The organism is Pseudarthrobacter linnaei (assembly GCF_055412825.1).
Window position 1 is genome coordinate 13,571 of the sequence record NZ_JBVAYX010000011.1, and the last position, 16,860, is coordinate 30,430.

11 protein-coding genes are annotated in these 16,860 nt (G+C 69.6%); 6 read left to right on the forward strand and 5 right to left on the reverse strand.

Annotated features, from left to right (window positions below; translation table 11 throughout):
* Positions 1–58: 58 nt before the first annotated feature.
* The 4 genes from ACZYZ3_RS11755 to ACZYZ3_RS11770 all read right to left on the reverse strand — a co-directional run bounded on the left by ACZYZ3_RS11755 (position 59) and on the right by ACZYZ3_RS11770 (position 3,579).
* Positions 59–796, reverse strand: coding sequence for an amino acid ABC transporter ATP-binding protein (locus ACZYZ3_RS11755; RefSeq protein WP_463964003.1), 738 nt, complete (start codon positions 794–796; stop codon positions 59–61).
* Positions 793–1,557 (reverse strand): amino acid ABC transporter permease, encoded by a 765-nt coding sequence (locus ACZYZ3_RS11760; RefSeq protein WP_463964004.1) that lies wholly within the window; start codon positions 1,555–1,557, stop codon positions 793–795. The genes ACZYZ3_RS11755 and ACZYZ3_RS11760 overlap by 4 nt, the downstream gene beginning before the upstream one ends.
* 3 nt (positions 1,558–1,560) lie before the next feature.
* Positions 1,561–2,496 (reverse strand): substrate-binding periplasmic protein, encoded by a 936-nt coding sequence (locus ACZYZ3_RS11765; RefSeq protein ID WP_463964067.1) that lies wholly within the window; start codon positions 2,494–2,496, stop codon positions 1,561–1,563.
* Between the two features lie 372 nt (positions 2,497–2,868).
* On the reverse strand, positions 2,869–3,579 hold the full coding sequence (locus ACZYZ3_RS11770) for a 3'-5' exonuclease (RefSeq protein ID WP_463964005.1): 711 nt from the start codon (positions 3,577–3,579) through the stop codon (positions 2,869–2,871).
* Positions 3,580–3,732: 153 nt separating this feature from the next.
* Here ACZYZ3_RS11770 and ACZYZ3_RS11775 point away from each other — a divergent pair, with 153 nt between their 5' ends.
* The 3 genes from ACZYZ3_RS11775 to ACZYZ3_RS11785 all read left to right on the forward strand — a co-directional run bounded on the left by ACZYZ3_RS11775 (position 3,733) and on the right by ACZYZ3_RS11785 (position 11,125).
* On the forward strand, positions 3,733–4,149 hold the full coding sequence (locus tag ACZYZ3_RS11775; protein WP_463964006.1) for an MGMT family protein: 417 nt from the start codon (positions 3,733–3,735) through the stop codon (positions 4,147–4,149).
* A 125-nt stretch (positions 4,150–4,274) separates the two neighbouring features.
* A complete protein-coding gene (locus ACZYZ3_RS11780; RefSeq protein WP_463964068.1) occupies positions 4,275–7,541 on the forward strand; it encodes an ATP-dependent helicase in 3,267 nt (1,088 codons plus the stop codon).
* A gap of 29 nt (positions 7,542–7,570) precedes the next feature.
* A complete protein-coding gene (locus tag ACZYZ3_RS11785; protein ID WP_463964069.1) occupies positions 7,571–11,125 on the forward strand; it encodes an ATP-dependent helicase in 3,555 nt (1,184 codons plus the stop codon).
* Here ACZYZ3_RS11785 and ACZYZ3_RS11790 read toward each other — a convergent pair.
* Positions 11,122–12,555 (reverse strand): macrolide 2'-phosphotransferase, encoded by a 1,434-nt coding sequence (locus ACZYZ3_RS11790; RefSeq protein ID WP_463964007.1) that lies wholly within the window; start codon positions 12,553–12,555, stop codon positions 11,122–11,124. The genes ACZYZ3_RS11785 and ACZYZ3_RS11790 overlap by 4 nt on opposite strands.
* A gap of 190 nt (positions 12,556–12,745) precedes the next feature.
* Here ACZYZ3_RS11790 and nudC point away from each other — a divergent pair, with 190 nt between their 5' ends.
* From nudC to ACZYZ3_RS11805, 3 genes are all read left to right on the forward strand, one after another.
* Entirely contained in the window at positions 12,746–13,813 is a 1,068-nt protein-coding gene (gene nudC, locus ACZYZ3_RS11795) for an NAD(+) diphosphatase (protein ID WP_463964008.1), read from the forward strand.
* 210 nt (positions 13,814–14,023) lie between these two features.
* On the forward strand, positions 14,024–16,114 hold the full coding sequence (locus ACZYZ3_RS11800; protein ID WP_463964070.1) for an ATP-dependent DNA helicase UvrD2: 2,091 nt from the start codon (positions 14,024–14,026) through the stop codon (positions 16,112–16,114).
* Positions 16,114–16,737, forward strand: coding sequence for a M48 metallopeptidase family protein (locus ACZYZ3_RS11805; RefSeq protein ID WP_463964009.1), 624 nt, complete (start codon positions 16,114–16,116; stop codon positions 16,735–16,737). Before ACZYZ3_RS11800 ends, ACZYZ3_RS11805 begins: the two co-directional genes overlap by 1 nt.
* Positions 16,738–16,860 lie beyond the last annotated feature (123 nt).

Below are 16,860 nucleotides of genomic sequence, written 5' to 3' on the forward strand. Positions count from 1 at the left end.
AAACATTGATGGCACCCGCCGCGGCGGGTGCCATCAGTGTTTAAGCTGCCGTTCTGCGCTAGAGGACGTCGGAGAGGAAGCCCTGGAGCCGTTCCGTCTGCGGGTTCGTGAAGAGCTGTTCCGGCGGGCCGGATTCCACGACGACCCCGGCGTCCATAAAGGTGACGGTATCCGAGACGTTGCGGCAGAAGCCCATCTCGTGCGTCACGACAACCATGGTCATGCCGCCCTTGGCGAGATCGGCCATCAGTGCCAGTACACCCTTGACGAGCTCCGGGTCGAGGGCCGAGGTGGCCTCGTCGAAGAACATCACTTCCGGCTTCATGGCCAGCGCCCGCGCGATCGCCACGCGCTGCTGCTGTCCGCCGGACAGGTTGGTCGGACGGGCATCCGCCTTGTGCTTGAGACCCACGAGGTCGAGCTGCTCAAGGGCCTCGGCCCGTGCCTGCTCGGCCGGAAGTTTGCGGAGCTTGCGCAGCGCCAGGGAGACATTGTCCACGACGGTCTTGTGCGGGAACAAGTTGAACTGCTGGAACACCATGCCGATGCGCTGGCGCAGTTCATCCGGATTGTCCTTGAGCACCGACCGCCCGTCCAGCAGGATGTCGCCCTGGTCAGGTTCGATCAGGCGGTTCATCACCCGCAGGAGCGTGGATTTGCCGGAACCGGACGGGCCGATCACCGACGCGGTGGTGCCCTTCTCGACCTGGAGGTCGATGCCGCGGAGGACGTGATTGGATCCGAAGGACAGGTGCAGGTTCTTGCCGGTCAGCGAGCCGGAGGCAAAGTCGCTCATGGCCGTGCTCCCTTTCCGATCAGGGCCGCGGCGTCGTCCGGCTGGGGCTTCTCCGGCCGGCCCGTGCGCAGGCGTTTGTCGATGTAATTGACCAGGTGTGTGAGGGGGACCGTCAGCACCAGGTACATCGCAGCGGCAGCGATCAGCGGGGACAGGTTTCCCGTGTTGGCTGCAGCGTCGTTGCCGATGCGGAAGATTTCCCGCTGGCTCGCAAGCAGGCCGAGCAGGTAGATCAGGGACGAGTCCTTGATCAGCGAGATGAACTGGTTCACCAGGGCTGGGAGTACGCGGCGGACGCCCTGCGGGATCACCACAAGCCGCATCGAGGAGTTGTAGCTGAACCCCAGCGCCCTGGACGCCTCGAGCTGTCCCTTTTCCACGCTCTGGATACCTGAGCGGAAGATCTCACCGATGTAGGCCGACGCCATGAGCGTCAGCGCCAGGATGCCGAGCGGGAACGGGTTCGTGGAACCGGTCAGCTCCCGGATCACGGGTCCGAGCCCGATCCCGATGAGCAGGATGACCACAATGGCGGGTACGCCGCGGAAAATATCCGTGTAGATCCTGGAAAGCCACCGGAGCACGGTGTTGCGGGACGTGCCCATGATGGCCAGAACCATGCCCAGGATGCACCCGAGCACGCCTGAGGAAACCGCCAGGATCAGGGTGTTGGGCAGGCCGACCGTGAGCATGTTCGGCACAACAGCTGCCATCGCCTCCCAGTCAAAGAAGGTCTTGAGGAGTTGATCGAGTGCATCCATGGACTAGGACTTCGGGACGGTGACAGCCTTGGAACCCGGGGACCACGTGGCCGGGGTTTCGCGGTCCGGGTACCATTCCTTGGTCAGCGTGGACCAGGTGCCATCGGCAATCACAGCGTCCAGGCCCGAGTTGAGCGCATCAATGAGGGCCTGGTTATCCGAGTTCACGGCGTACGCGGTGAAGTTCTGGGTGTTCACAATGGATTCGGCGATGACCGTGCCATCGCCTTCCTTGACCTGTCCGGTGGCCTGCTGGGACGGAGCGACCCAGGCGTCCACCTGGCCGTTCTTCAGGTTGGCGTAGGCGGTGTTGTAGTCCTCGAAGCGGACCGGCTCGATCTGCAAGGTGTTGGTGACGTAGTCATCCTGCACCGTGCCCTGGACGACCGCGATGCGCGAATCCTTGGTCAGGTCCTTGAAGCCCTTGACCTTGTCGTCCTCCTTGGCGACGACGGCCATGTAGCCGAAGTCGTAGCCGTTGGTGAATCCCACGGTCTTGCGCCGGGCGTCCGTGGTGGAGATCGAGGAGGATCCGAGGTCGAACTGCTTGTTCTGGACCTGGGAGAGCAGCGACGCGAAGCCGGTGGCCTTGAACTCGACCTCAAGGCCAAGCTTTGCAGCGACGGCGCGCAGCAGCTCATTGTCGTAGCCGGTGAACTTGCCGGACTCGTCGATGAAGATGTTCGGCGGGGCGTCAGAGAGGGTTCCAACTGTGAGGGTTCCCTCGCTCAGCAGGCCGAGCTGGGACTTGTCGATCTGGTCCAGGGGAGTGACGTCCGGGGTCGTGTACTTGTCCAGGGAAGTCTGGTCGCTGCCGGCGAGGGCATCGGTGGGCGTTCCGCTCGGTGCTGCAGCTCCGCCGCCGCACGCGGCGAGCGAGACGGCGACGGCGATCGCCACAGGAACCGTCGTCAGCCACTTCATGGCTTTGTTTTTCATCACGCAATCACTTTCATCGGACATTAATCGGGATCGGGGCCGCGCAACGACCCCGGCCTCGGCGCCTCGGCGCAGGCAGGGGCGGGCAGGCCCGCGAAATATAAGTGTTTCACCTGGCGAGAAGACTGGTTGAATCCGAATTAGTGCGCGGCAACTGCCCGCGGCGCCGAATCCACTTCACGTGTGAGTGCTATCAGCAGCGATCTGGGCGATGCGGAACGGGCGGGGCGGAATGATTGCCGGTGGCAGCCCGGGCCGCCGGAACAACCCGGTTGTGTGAGTTCCGTCGCAAACGCTGGAAATTCGGCCCACGGACGCCTATTTACGGGTGCACTTGCACCCAAAGGTTTCGTTTTAAGAAGCTGCGGCGCCCTAGAAGTCCCCGCGGCTGGCGTCCTCTGGCGGCAGCACCGGCCAGTCGCCTTCGATCACGGCAGCGGGCTTGGTCTTGCGCAGGTAGCTCTGGAAATCGGAGGCCTGGGCGGAGGCCCACTCGATCTGGAGCTGGTGCAGGTGGCTGGCCGGCATCCGAAGCTTGGGGAACTTCCCGGCCATGGCGTCGAGCATGCGCAGAGTGGCCAGGGCATCGGCGGCCGAGGTATGGGCGTTGTCCAGGTTCACCCCGTACTCCTCGCAGAGCGCGGTGAGGGTGCGCTTGCCCTTGCGGTAGCGGTCCACCTGCTTGTTCATGATGTACGGATCCAATACCGGGAAGCGGCTCAGCTGCGGGACACCGTAACGGGCCGACTCGGCGGCGAGCACGGTGAAGTCGTAGCTGGCGTTGAAGGCGATGACCGGTACGCCGGTGTCGAAGAGTTCCTGGAGCACCGCGGCGACCTCCCGCGTCACGTCCGCGGCAGGTCGGCCTTCGCTGCGGGCCCGCTCGGTGGTGACGCCATGGATGTCGCTGGCCTCGGTCGGAATCTCAACCCCGGGATCGGCGAGCCATTCGTGTTCCTTGATGATCCCGCCGGCGGAATCCACCACGGTGATGGACGCCGTGACGATCCGCGCGGACCGGGAGTTCCGCCCTGTGGTTTCCAGGTCGAAGGCTGCGCGGGGGAGGGTGTTCCAAGTGCTCATGCTTCAACGCTACCTGCTGCCAACGACAGAAATGCGCCACCACCCCGCGGCCCGGTCCGGCGCCCCCCGCGCCGCCGCCCAGGAACGCCCGAAGGGCCGCGGGCGGCCCGCACCGGCCGGCCGTTCCAGTGCCGCGGCCGCTAGGCTTGTGTCATGCGGATGGAGTATGTGGAGGCGGTGCTGGACGTGGTGGCACTGATCCCCGGCGGCGCCGCGGTGGCGTACGGCGACGTCGCCGAGCTCCTCGGCTCCGGCGGCGCCCGGCAGGTCGGCTCCGTCATGAGCCACCACGGCAGTTCCGTGCCGTGGTGGCGGGTCCTGAAGGCCAGCGGTGACGCGCCCCCCGGGCACGAACGTGAGGCCCTCACCTTCTACATCCTGGAAGGAACCCCGCTGCTGGGAAATCATGCGGACTACCTCCGTACCGGTGATGGCCGCTGGCGCGTGGACCTGATGGCCGCCCGCTGGGCACCGAGCGACGGCGAGTTCGACCGGATCGACGCCGTGGCCGAGCGGCTGGAACGGTCCTTGCGCAAACTGTCGGCCCCTGATGATGAAATGACTGTGTGAGCATCCCCAGCAAGAACCCCCCGCCCCTCCAGCCCACACCAACACCAACACCGCCCGCATCACCGCAGCCCGCGAAGGTCGGGCACCGTCCCGCCAGGCCGCGCGCCTCCGGCTCCGCCCTCCGCCTGCTGCCACCGCGCACGCTGCACAACGCGGCGCCCGTGCTGACGGCGGACCAGCGCGCCGCCGTCGACGTCCCGCACGGTTCCGGTCCGGTCCTGATTCCCGGAGCGCCGGGGACCGGCAAATCGACCGTGCTCGTCGAAGCCGCCGTCCGGCGTGCGTTGCGGGACGGCATCGATCCCGAACGGATGCTCATCCTCGCCCCCGGACGCCTCGCCGCCGACACCCTCCGGGACCGCTTCACCGCGCGGCTGGACCGCAGTTTGAGCACGACGCCGGCCCGCACCTGGGCGTCGTATGCTTTCGACCTGATCCGGCGCGCCAAGGCCGAAGGGATCCTGCCGCTGCCGCGCCCGCCGAAGCTCCTGTCCGGCCCGGAACAGGACCTGATCATCAAGGAGCTCCTCGAAGGCCACGCGCAGCCCGGACTCGAACTGCCCTGGCCGGAGGACCTGAGCGCTGCCCTGCAGACTCGCGGGTTCCGGCAGGAGGTCCGCCAGCTCTTTGACCGGATCATCGAATCCGGACGGACCGCCGAGGACCTCGTGGTCCTCGCCCGGCGCTGCCACCGTCCGGACTGGGTGGCCGCGGCCGCGCTGTACGCGGAGTACCGCGACGTGCTGGACCTGCGCATGCCCGAATCCTTCGACCCGGCCGGCATCATCACCGCAGCCCGGCAGATCTTCCAGGACGAACCGGACTTCCTCGCCGCCGAACGCGACCGGCTCCAGTTCGTGCTCGTGGACGACATGCAGGAGGCCAACCCTGCCGTTTTCGAACTGCTCGCGGATATCGCCGCGGGCCAGGAGGTCCTCGTCACCTCATCGCCGGACACCGTGGTCCAGGGGTTCCGCGGCGCCCGCCCGGACCTTGTGGCAGAGCTTCCCCGGCTGCTCGCCCCGGCCGGCGGCGCCATCCTCGTACGGCCTCTCTGGACCGCGCACCGCCACACCCCGGCGGTGGCGGACGCCTGGCTGTCCGTGGCCGGACGGATCTCCAGCCGCGCCGGCGGGCAGTCCGCGCGCCGGCTCGAACAGCCCCAGAAGGAGGGCTCCGCCGGCGGCACCGTCGAGGCGCACCTGCTGCCGTCGCCGGTGCACGAACTGCGCTACGTGGCCCAACGGATCCTGGAGGCCCAGCTCAACGACGGCCGCGAACTCGGTGACATCGCCGTGATCGTCCGCAACGGCGGCCAGCTCAGCCAGCTGCAGCGCTACCTCGCGGGTCAGGGCATCCCGGTCCGGATTCCGGTGGCCGAATTCGCCGTCCGCGATGAGGTCGCCGTCCGGCCGCTGCTGGATGCCTATGCCGTGGCACTGGACCCGGCCGTGCTGACCCCCGAGGCCGCCGTGGCGCTGCTGACCTCACGGATCGGAGGGGCCACCGCGATCGAGCTGCGGCGCCTGCGCCAGTCCCTGCGCCGGGAGGAACTCCTGGGCGGCGGCGGCCGCACCAGTGACGTGCTTCTCGTCGAGGCCCTGGACGAACCGGGCGCGCTGGCGACGCTGGGCATCGAGGGGCACTCCGCGCGCCGGATCGCCCGGATGATCCAGGCCGGCCGGGACGCGGCCCGGGCTCCCGGCGGCAACGCCGAAACGGTGCTGTGGGCGCTGTGGAGCTCCACCGGCCTCGCCGCGCGCTGGACCGAGGCGGCGCTGGCCGGCGGATCGGCCGGTGCCCGGGCGGACCGGGACCTCGATGCCATGATGGCCCTCTTCCACACCGCCGAGCGCTTCGTGGACCAGCTCCCCGGTTCCGGACCCGAGCAGTTCCTGGAGTACCTGCTCAGCCAGGAGCTCCCGATGGACACCCTCGCCGCGAGGGCCCAACTGGAGGACGCGGTGGAACTGATGACCCCGGCCAGCGCCGCGGGCCGGGAATGGCCCGTGGTCATCGTCCCCGGCCTGCAGGAGGGCGTGTGGCCCAACACCAGGCTCCGCGGCGAACTGCTTGGCAGCACACTGTTCGCGGACGCCGTCGAGCACGGCGTGGCCTACGCCCTGCAGCTGGATCCCCTCAGCCGGCTGCGCGAAATCCGCTATGACGAACTGCGCAGCTTCTCCACTGCGGTGTCGCGGGCACAGCAGATGCTGATCTGCACCGCCGTGTCCTCGGAGGACGAACAGCCGTCCTCGTTCCTGGATTACGTGGCGCCGCTGGGCCCGGACCAGGACCGGCGCGGCTTCACCCCGGTGGAGCGTCCGCTCACCCTGCGCGCCCTGGTCGCCGAACTGCGCCAGTTCGCCCAGCTGGACGCCGGGACCCCGGAAGCCCAGGAGGCCAGCTCCGTTCTCGGCGCCCTGGCCGCCGCCGAGCCGCCAGTGCCCGGCGCGCACCCCGCGAGCTGGTGGGGCCTTGCTGCGCTGTCCACGGACGCGCCTGTTGTTCCGCCGGGCGGCACCGTGTACGTCTCGCCGTCGAAGGTGGAAACCGTGCAGAAATCCCCGCTGGACTGGTTTGTCCAGGCCGCCGGCGGGGAGGCCGCCACCGACTTTGCGCGCAGCCTGGGCACCCTCGTCCACGCCATCGCGCAGGACCTGCCGGATGCCTCCGGCAGCGAATACGTGGCTGAACTCGTCCGCCGCTGGCCGACGCTGGGGATGAAGGACAACTGGGAGGGAAAGCTGGACTTCCAGCGCGCCGAAACCATGGTCCGGAAGCTTGCCCAGTACGTGCTGGTGATGCGCAGCGAAGGCCGGTCCCTGGTCGGCGTCGAGCTGGACTTCGAAGTCAAACTCCCGGACGTTTTGCCCCCGGCCGGAGGCACCGGCACCGGCACCGGCACCGGCGCTGACGCTGACCCTGATGCGGATCGCGATGCCTGGCCGGCCCGCCCGGCTGTGCTGCGCGGGCAGGTCGACCGGCTGGAGATCGACGCCGAGGGCAGGCTCGTCGTCGTGGACCTCAAAACGGGCAAGCGGCAGCCGGGGAAGGCCGACCTCGAGCGGCATCCGCAGCTGGGCGCCTACCAGGCCGCGGTGTTGGCCGGAGGCTTTGCCGGCCCCGACGACGGGCCGCCCCCGTTGCCTGGCGGGGCCGTATTGGCCCAGCTCGGCACCACCACCAAGAGCCCGGGCATCCAGGCCCAGGTTCCCCTCGATCCGGCGGAGAACTGGGCCCTGGGCATGGTCGGTGATGCTGCCCGGATCATGTCCGGGAACACCTTCGAGGCCCGACACGATCCCTCCAAGGGCGGCCACGGCGGCCACGGCTGCCGCCTGCCCGAAGTATGCCCGCTGTGCCTGCGGGGAAAGCAGGTTACCGAATGAGCCTTGAGACACCCGTGGCACCCGCCGCGATGGCCGCCGCCCGCCCCGCCGGTGTTCCCGCCGCACCTCCCGCACCCCTGCCCGGACCTCTTCCCACACCGAAGTTCACCCCCGAGGAGCTCTCGGCCCTGCTGGGCGAGAAGAACAGCCCCACCGACGAGCAGTCGCACATCATTTCCTCGCCGCTCTCACCCCGGCTCGTCATTGCCGGCGCCGGGTCGGGCAAAACCGCCACCATGGCCGACCGCGTGGTGTGGCTCGTCGCCAACGGCTGGGTCAGGCCGGAGGAGGTGCTCGGCGTGACCTTCACGCGGAAGGCCGCCGGGGAGCTGGCCACGCGCATCCGGGCGAAGCTGGCCGCGCTGCAGCGCATCGCCGCGGGCGACACACAGAACCGGGTGTTCCCCGCCGGGCTGCTCAGCACCGACGCGCTCGAACCCAAGGTCTCCACCTACCACTCCTACGCCAGCGCCATCGTGTCCGACTACGGGCTCCGGCTCGGCGTCGAACGTGACGTCGTGCTGCTCGGCGGCGCCCAGTCCTTCCAGCTCGCCAGCGAGGTCGTGGAAGCCTTCGACGGCGAGTACGAACACTTCCGTTCCGCCAAATCCACCCTGGTCAAGGCCGTCATCCAGCTCGCCGGTGAGTGCGCTGAGCATCTCCAGGATCCGGCCGGGGTCCGCGGCTGGCTGCTGGACCGGGTGGCCGAGTTCGAGGCGCTGCCCTATCTCGCCACCGCCAAGAAGAACCCCAGCCAGGCCGCGGGCGAGCTCAGCGGGCTGCTGCGCACCAGGGCCAGCGTCGCGGAGATGGTGGGACGCTACACCGACGCCAAGCGCGCCCGCGGCGCCCTCGACTTCGGTGACCTGGTGGCCCTCGCAGCCCGCGTCGCCAACGAGGTCCCGGTCGCCGCGGAAACCGAACGCCAGCGCTACAAAGTGGTGCTGCTGGACGAGTTCCAGGACACTTCACATGCCCAGCTCGTGCTCTTTTCCCGGCTGTTCGGCGACGGCCACGCCGTCACCGCGGTGGGGGACCCCAACCAGTCCATTTACGGCTTCCGCGGGGCCTCCGCCGGCCAGCTCTTCCACTTCGTCCGCGAATTCCCGGTGCGGCTCCGGGCCGACGACGGCGCTGCCGGCGCTGCTGCCGCCGGCAACACTGCCAACACTGCGGGCCCGGCGCGCTTTGCCGTCGCCCCGACGTCGTACCTCACCACGGCGTGGCGCAACGGCCGGAACATCCTCTCCGCCGCCAACGTCATATCGGCGCCGCTCAGCAAGGCCGCAGCCCGGACCGGCCCGGCCGGCGAGCGGGACACCGCCGGGGGAGTCGAGGTCCCGCCGCTGCAGCCCAGCCCTGCCGCGGTCCAGGGCCGCGTGGTGATGGGCCGTTTTGGCACCGACGAGGACGAGGCCGCGGCCATCGCGGGCGACGTGCTGAAGTTCCGGGTTACTGACTTTGAGGCGTCGGCAGGGGAGCCTGAGCCTGAGCCTCCCGCGATGGCGGTGCTGTGCCGCCGTCGCGCCCAGATGGAGTGCGTCCGCCGGGAATTCGAGGTGCGCGGGATCCCGTATGAGCTCGTCGGCCTCGGCGGTCTTCTGGACACCCCCGAGATCATCGACCTCGTCGCGACCCTCCGGGTGCTGGCCGATCCGGGCCGCTCCGACTCGCTGATGCGCCTGCTCGCGGGAGCCCGCTGGCGGATCGGACCCGCGGATCTGATGGCGCTGCGGGACTGGTCCAGTTTCCTCGCCCGGCGCCGCGGCCGCCCCGGTGCCCCGGACGACGACGCTGATCACGGCGCGGATGACGGCGCGGAGGCGGCCGTGATCGAGGGCGACCTCACGGACGCCGCCAGCCTCGTCGAAGCCCTCGACTGGCTGCCGCGCGAAGGCTGGACCTCCGCGCACGGCCGCCAGCTCAGCGCCGAGGCGCTGAAGCGGTTGCAGCGGCTCTCGGCGGAACTCCGGCAACTGCGCGGCTACATGGGCGATGACCTCACTACCCTGCTCGGCGAGGTGGAGCGGGCCATGCTGCTGGACATCGAGGTGTCCGCGCGGCCCGGGATCAGCATTCATCAGGCCCGCCGCAACCTGGATGCGTTCCAGGACGCCGCCGCAGGGTTCCTGTACACCTCCCACCGGGTCGACGTGCTCGCTTTCCTGGCCTGGCTGGAGGCCGCTGCCGCGGAGGAGAACGGCCTGGACGCCGCCGCGCCGGAAGTGAACCACGAAGCGGTCCAGCTGCTGACCGTGCACGCCTCCAAGGGCCTGGAATGGGATGTGGTGTTCGTGCCCGGGCTCAACGCCGGAGCCTTCCCCAGCAGCCGGGACTCACGCTGGAGCAGCGGCAGCGCCGCACTGCCGTGGCCGCTGCGCGGGGACCGCGCGGACCTGCCGCAATGGGACCTCGAACACCCGGACCAAAAAGGCTGGCTCGACGCCGAGAAGGAGTTCAAGTCCGCCGTGCAGGTTCATGGCGAGGCCGAAGAACGGCGGCTGGCCTACGTGGCCTACACCCGGGCGAAACACGTGCTCTGGGTATCCAGCGCCGCCTGGGTGGGCTCGCGCGCCGGTATGGCGGACATGTCGCCCTTCCTGACCGAACTCGAGGTGCTGGTTGCGGACGGCGCCGCCGCGATCCACCCGCAGTCCGTCAGCGAGGATTCATTGCCGGAGGAGAGCCCGCTGACGTCGGAACTGGAGGTTGCGGCCTGGCCGTATGACCCGCTCGAGGGGCCCATCGACCCGCGCACCGGGGCCCGGCTGCGTCTGGTTCCGGGCCGGCGGGCGGCCATGCAGTCCGCGGCGGCACGGGTGCTGGCGTCCCTGGACTCCGGCGTGCTGCAGGATGCAGCCGCCGGGCCGGGCTCGCCCGGCCCGGACAAGCGGCGGACGCTGCGCGGTCCCGCCGGCGGCTGGGCATCCGAGGCCGCGACGCTGCTGGAGCGCCGATCCCGCCGGACTGCCGTCCACGATGTGCACCTGCCGGGCCACATCTCCGCGTCAACCCTGGTGGATCTGGAGGACGATGCCGGTTCGGTCGTGGCCCGGCTCCGCCGCCCGGTGCCGCGGGAACCGGGGATGTCGGCCCGCAAGGGCACAGCCTTCCATGCCTGGGTGGAGGAGTACTTCGGCGCCGCCGGCATGCTGGACCTCGGCGAGGAAGCCGGCTCCGACGACCACATCGACGCAGCGTACGGCCTGGACAGCATGGTGGAGACGTTCCGCCAGTCCGAGTGGGCCAACCGCGCACCGGCCCACGTTGAGGTGCCGGTGGAGACCCGGATCGGTGACGTCGTGGTCCGCGGCCGGATCGACGCAGTATTCCGCGATGCCGACGGCGGCTGGGACCTGGTGGACTGGAAGACCGGCCGCCGGCCGTCCGCCGCGCAGTTGAAAACCAAAGCCGTCCAGTTGGCCGTGTACAGGCTGGCCTGGGCAAGGCTCAAGGATGTTCCGCTGGAGACGGTCAGGGCGGCATTCTATTACGTGGCGGACAACCAGGTGGTCCGGCCGCACGATCTGGGTTCAGCGGAACGGCTCGAACGGATTGTGGCCACCGCCCTGGGGACCGGCTAGCGGGACTTTGCCTCGACCACCGTGAGAGCGGTCGTCGAGGTGTCCTCTGCCGGGTTCGCCGGGGCCTCGGGCGGATCCACGGTGCCTGCCCGGGCCGGCGCAGCGGCGTGGACGACGGCGATCGACTGCGTTGAGGTGTCTTCCGCGGAGGACACGGCGGCGGTTGGCGCGTCATCGGGAACCGCAGTGACGGAGACACCACCGGACACTTTGAGGGGCGCCGGCGCGGAGGCCCCGTCGGCATTTTTTTCGTCAATCGCGCCGGCATCCCCGGCTGCGTTGTCAGTCCCGGCCACTCCGTCTTGTCCGCCGGCTGCGAGGGGGATGGGCGCGACATGAACGGACGGCATCGCGGTGCTGGAGGGAACCGCGGGGAGGCCGGAGACGGAGTCCGGCGCCAGCAGGGTCACCTTGCTGACGGCCGGCCCCGGTGCGCTGCCTGGCGCCGGGTTCTGTGGTGCCTGGTCGGAAGCAGGCGTGGGCTGGGGGAGCGGTTCCACGCTGATCGGCTGCCCGCCGTGTTCCGCAACGTCCTCGGCGAGTGCGGTGAGCATGGACTCGGCCTCGTCGATCATGTCCTGGTTCCCGGCAGCGATGCCCTTGACGAGGTACTGCGCCAGGGCGAATTCGGCGGAGAGCGCGGCACGCCGCAGCAGATGGGCGTCCGGCACGTCGCGCCGGGATGAGGTGTAGTGCGCCAGAACGGCGTCCACGAAGTCCTGGTCGTTGGACGCGACCAGCCAGGCCATATCGTCCGCCGGGTCCCCGATCCTCAGATCGGTCCATCCCGTCACGGCCGTCACGCGGTCGCCGTCGACCAGGAGGTTGTCCTCATGCAGGTCCCCGTGGACCACACACGGGTTGAAACGCCAGAGGGAGACGTCCTCGAGGGCGTGCTCCCAGCGGCGAAGCAGCAAGGGCGGAATTATGCCGGTGGTGGCGGCCTGGTCCAGTTCGTTGAGGCGGCGCTGGCGGAACTCGTTGGGGGTGTAGCTCGGCAGATCGGCGTTGCTGACCAGCGCGTGGGGCAAATCGTGGATGGCGGCGAGGGCTGCGCCGATTTCGCGGGCCACCGCGGGGGATGCGGCGCCGAGTTCCTCGACCGACCGGGTCGAGCCCGCCAGGTGCGAGTAGACGAACGTCGTCAGCGGGCCCTGCCGCACGGTGCCGGCAACGGTCGGCATAAGGAAGGGAAGTTCGGCCCGGATGCCCGGGAGGAAGGCGCGCAACACCAGGAATTCTGTTTCCAGCCGGGCGCTGGCCTCGGCATGGCGTGGCGAGCGGACCCGCCAGCGCTTGCCTTCGGAATCCAGCAGGAGTGCCGAGTCGAAGTCCGCCGGATCGTCGGGCGCAGAGCTGACGGCGGTCGGGGTCAGTCCGGGGACTGCCGCGGTCGCCACAGCTGCCAGTTCGATTGGTTGTCTTCTCACGCTTCCACGGTAGATTGAGTGGCGCCCAAGACGGCGATGCACCACGGCGAGTCTGAAAGATCGGGAATAAATCGCACACCGGGACTCCTTTCCCTGCGCTCTGCCCTGCCGCCACCCGCGGGCACGTGCGGATGCCCACATACGCCCTGGAGAAATGTCATTTGTCGGCGGGAGTCAGTACGGTGGGTACATGAGTCTTGCGGAGTCACCGGCGTCCAATCACCAGACCCAGGCGGGCACGTCAACCTCCCCGCACACCGGCCCGGCCGCCAACCATCTTCTGGACACAGTCCTTCCCGTACTCCCGGCCCTGATTGACAGGGGCTCCGCCGCGCGGCTAGAGCCCGGAATGCTCGGGGAGCTCCTGGCTACCGGCGCCGCACGGGCCATGGTGCTCTCCGGCCGGCAGGCCCTGATCAACGGCAGCAGCCTCGTGCTGCTGGACGCCGCCGAACTCGCCCGGCACCTGCAGGACACGGCCTACGCCCCGGAACAGCTGATCTACTTGGGCTCCGCGCTGCCCGGCTCGGACCTGGCGGCGGGAACCGAACTGGTCCTCTTCCTCCTGCCGCAGCAGTTCGAGGTCCGGGCCGAGGAATTCGAAGCCCACATTGCCGGCATCCCCGAGGGCGCGCAGTGGGCGGGGTTCCGTGAAGTCGCGGCCACGCTGAACCCGACGGACACCGCGATCTTCATCGAGGCCAGCGCCATCGCCAACTGGCACGCCACGCACACCCACTGCCCGCGCTGCGGCACCGCCACCGTGCCGGAGGCCGGAGGCTGGGTCCGCCGGTGCCCCGCGGACGGCTCCGAGCACTACCCTCGGACCGATCCGGCCATTATCGTCACGGTGGTGGGCCCGGACGGCCGGCTGCTGCTCGGCGGCGGCGGCCCCCTTGATGCCCGGAACTATTCCACCCTCGCCGGGTTCGTCGAACCGGGGGAGTCGCTGGAACAGGCAGTGGTCCGGGAGATCGGTGAGGAAGTCGGCGTGCGGGTCACCGCCTGCCAGTACCTCGGTTCCCAGCCGTGGCCTTTCCCGGCGTCCCTGATGCTCGGCTTTACAGCCTCGACCGCGGACACCGAAGCCACGCCCGACGGCGTCGAGGTCACGCGGGCGCGCTGGTTCAGCCGGAGCGAACTGCAGGCGGCGGTACTCGGCGGCGAGATCGTCATCTCCAGCAGGCTGTCCATCGCCCGGGCGCTGATCGAACACTGGTACGGCGGGGTCATCCAGGACCGCGCGGACAACCCGTGAGCCGTGCGTGACAACACGCAGCGGCAACCCCGCGCCGCGGATCGACCACCGCGGCGCATCCACCGCACACCCTCGAACGACTAAGCAGCAGAAGTGAACACAGACATCTTCCAGTCCAGCGCCTTCCCGTCCGGCCTATCCGGCCCGGCCGGCGAGGTTGCGCCCGAAGCCGACGCCGCGGCACCGGACAACCGTTCCCTTGAGGAGCGCATTCTCGGCGGCCTTGACGCCGAACAGCGCGAAGTTGCCAGCACCCTGCAGGGACCCATGTGCGTGCTCGCCGGCGCCGGCACCGGCAAGACCCGCGCCATCACGCACCGGATCGCATACGGCGTGCACTCCGGTGTGTACAACCCGCAGCGTCTCCTGGCCGTCACCTTCACGTCGCGGGCAGCGGCCGAAATGCGCAGCCGCCTCCGCGACCTCGGCGTCGGCAACGTCCAGGCCCGCACCTTCCACGCCGCCGCCCTGCGCCAGCTCCAGTTCTTCTGGCCCCAGGCGGTCGGCGGCGTCCTCCCGAACCTGCTGGACCACAAGGCCCAGATGATTGCCGAGGCGGCCCGGCGGCTGCGCCTCAGCACCGACCGGGCCTCGATCCGCGATCTGGCCTCTGAAATCGAGTGGGCTAAGGTGTCGATGCTGACCCCGGCCAACTATCTGGAAAAAGCCCAGGGCCGCGGCGCCCCGGGCGGCTTTGACCTGACCGCCGTCGCCCGCGTCTTCCAGTCCTATGAGGACGTCAAGACCGACCGGAACGTGATCGACTTCGAGGACGTGCTGCTGATCACGGTGGGCATCCTGCAGGAGGACCCGAAGGTCGCCGCCACCGTCCGGGAGCAGTACCGCCACTTCGTCGTCGACGAGTACCAGGACGTCTCGCCGCTGCAGCAGCGGCTGCTGGAGCTGTGGCTCGGCGGCCGCGACGAGCTCTGCGTCGTCGGCGACGCCAGCCAGACCATTTATTCCTTTACGGGCGCCTCGCCGAAGCACCTGCTCGGCTTCAAGGCCCAGTACCCCGAGGCGACCGTCGTCAAGCTCATCCGCGACTACCGCTCCACCCCGCAGGTGGTGAGGCTGGCCAACGAACTGCTGGCCGGCCGGCGCAGCGGCGGACCCGTCGCCGACTCCGCCTGGGCGACGCCGCTGCAGCTTCTGGCGCAGCGCCCGGCCGGTCCGGTGCCGCAGTTCACCGAATGCTCCGACGACGAGGCGGAGGCCGCCACCGTGGCGGTGAAGGTCCGTGCGCTCCTCGACGCCGGCACGCCGGCCAGCCAGGTCGCCGTGCTGTTCCGCACCAACGGCCAGTCCGAGGCCTACGAGCAGGCCCTGGCTTCGGCGGGGATCGGCTACCAGCTGCGCGGCGGGGAACGGTTTTTTGCCCGCAAGGAAGTCCGGGACGCCATCCTGCAGCTGCGCGCCGCCACCCGGGCCGTCGCCGAAACCGCCAGCCCCGAGCCGCTGGGCCAGCTGGTCCGCGACATCGTCGCCTCGCTCGGCTACACAGACGCCGCCCCGCACAGCGGCGGGGCGCTCCGGGAACGCTGGGAATCCCTCGCAGCGCTTGTCGCGCTGGCCGACGAACTCGTGATCAGCCGCGGCGCGCAGTTCACCCTCCTGGACTTCGTCAACGAACTCCAGGAACGCTCCCTTGCCCAGCACGCCCCAACCGTCCAGGGCGTCACCCTGGCCTCGCTGCACGCCGCCAAGGGCCTCGAATGGGACGCAGTGTTCCTCGTTGGGCTCAGCGAGGGGCTGATGCCGATCTCCTTCGCCGACAGCCCCGAGTCCGTGGACGAGGAACGCCGCCTGCTCTACGTGGGGATCACCCGGGCCAGGGAACACCTGTTCCTGTCCTGGTCCACCGCACGGACCCCGGGCGGGCGCGCAAACAGGAAGCCCTCGCGCTTCCTGGACGGGTTGCGCCCCGACTCCGTGGCCAGCTCTTCGGTCCGCGGCAAGGGGGCGGCGCCGCGCCGCAAAGCGGCGGTGCCGGCCACCTGCCGGACCTGCGGGACGATGCTCTCATCCGGGGCCGAACGCAAGGTGGGCCGCTGCAACCAGTGCCCGCCCAGCTACGAGGAGCAGACCTTCGACGCGCTCCGGCAGTGGCGCAAGGACATAGCGCTCGAAGCCGACGTCCCCGCCTTCGTGGTCTTCACCGACGCCACACTGACAGCCATTGCCGAAGCCCGGCCCGAATCCCTCGAACAGCTCGCCAAACTTCCCGGGGTGGGCCCGGCCAAACTGGAGAAATACGGTGAAGCAGTGCTGGCAGTGCTGGTCGAAAGCACCACGCTCTGATGGCCGGCAGCAGCCGCACAGTTCCCGCAGGCACACCGCTCACCACTGCCGACGGCGCCCCGGTGGAAGTCCGGCGCTCTGCCCGGCGCCGCCGCACCGTGGCGGCGTTCTGGGAGAACGGCACCGCCGTCGTCGCCATTCCCGCCTCCTTCAGCCGCGCCCAGGAATGCGAATGGGTGCACAGGATGCTCGAGAAGCTGCGGCTCCAGGGCGAACGGGGGACCCGCGGCGCCGGCCGGCGGCGCCCGCGCAGCGATGCTGCCCTCGCGGCGCACGCCGGCCAGCTGTCCGCGAAGTACTTCGGCGGCCGGGCAGTCCCGTCCTCCGTGCGCTGGGTGGGCAACCAGAACTCCCGCTGGGGGTCCGCAACGCCGTCGGAGGGGACCATCCGGCTGTCGGACAAGCTGCAGCCCATGCCACAGTGGGTCATCGACTACGTGCTGCTGCATGAACTGGCGCACCTGCTGGTGGCCGGCCACGACGCCGCGTTCTGGCGGCTGCTCGAGGCCTACCCGGATACCGCCCGGGCCAAAGCTTTCCTTGAGGGCGTCTCCTTCGCCACGTCCCGCGGCCTCACACCGGGCGACGACGATGACGTGGACGCCGGCGCGGCGACGCACTGACGGTCTAAAGACCCGGCTCCAGATTGGGGCCGTCCGGCTTGCCCCGGCCGGCGCTGTCCCGCTCGCGCCGTCGAAATCCCAGCGCCCGCGGCGCCGGCATGGAAGGCCCCGGCACGGAAAAGC

Excerpts from the sequence above, each read along its gene's own strand:
- ACZYZ3_RS11755 (WP_463964003.1), bottom strand. The coding sequence starts at position 796 with ATGAGCGACTTTGCCTCCGGCTCGCTGACCGGCAAGAACCTGCACCTG.
- ACZYZ3_RS11760 (WP_463964004.1), bottom strand. The coding sequence starts at position 1,557 with ATGGATGCACTCGATCAACTCCTCAAGACCTTCTTTGACTGGGAGGCG.
- ACZYZ3_RS11765 (WP_463964067.1), bottom strand. The coding sequence starts at position 2,496 with ATGAAAAACAAAGCCATGAAGTGGCTGACGACGGTTCCTGTGGCGATC.
- ACZYZ3_RS11770 (WP_463964005.1), bottom strand. The coding sequence starts at position 3,579 with ATGAGCACTTGGAACACCCTCCCCCGCGCAGCCTTCGACCTGGAAACC.
- ACZYZ3_RS11775 (WP_463964006.1), top strand. The coding sequence starts at position 3,733 with ATGCGGATGGAGTATGTGGAGGCGGTGCTGGACGTGGTGGCACTGATC.
- ACZYZ3_RS11785 (WP_463964069.1), top strand. The coding sequence starts at position 7,571 with ATGGCCGCCGCCCGCCCCGCCGGTGTTCCCGCCGCACCTCCCGCACCC.
- nudC (WP_463964008.1), top strand. The coding sequence starts at position 12,746 with ATGAGTCTTGCGGAGTCACCGGCGTCCAATCACCAGACCCAGGCGGGC.
- ACZYZ3_RS11805 (WP_463964009.1), top strand. The coding sequence starts at position 16,114 with ATGGCCGGCAGCAGCCGCACAGTTCCCGCAGGCACACCGCTCACCACT.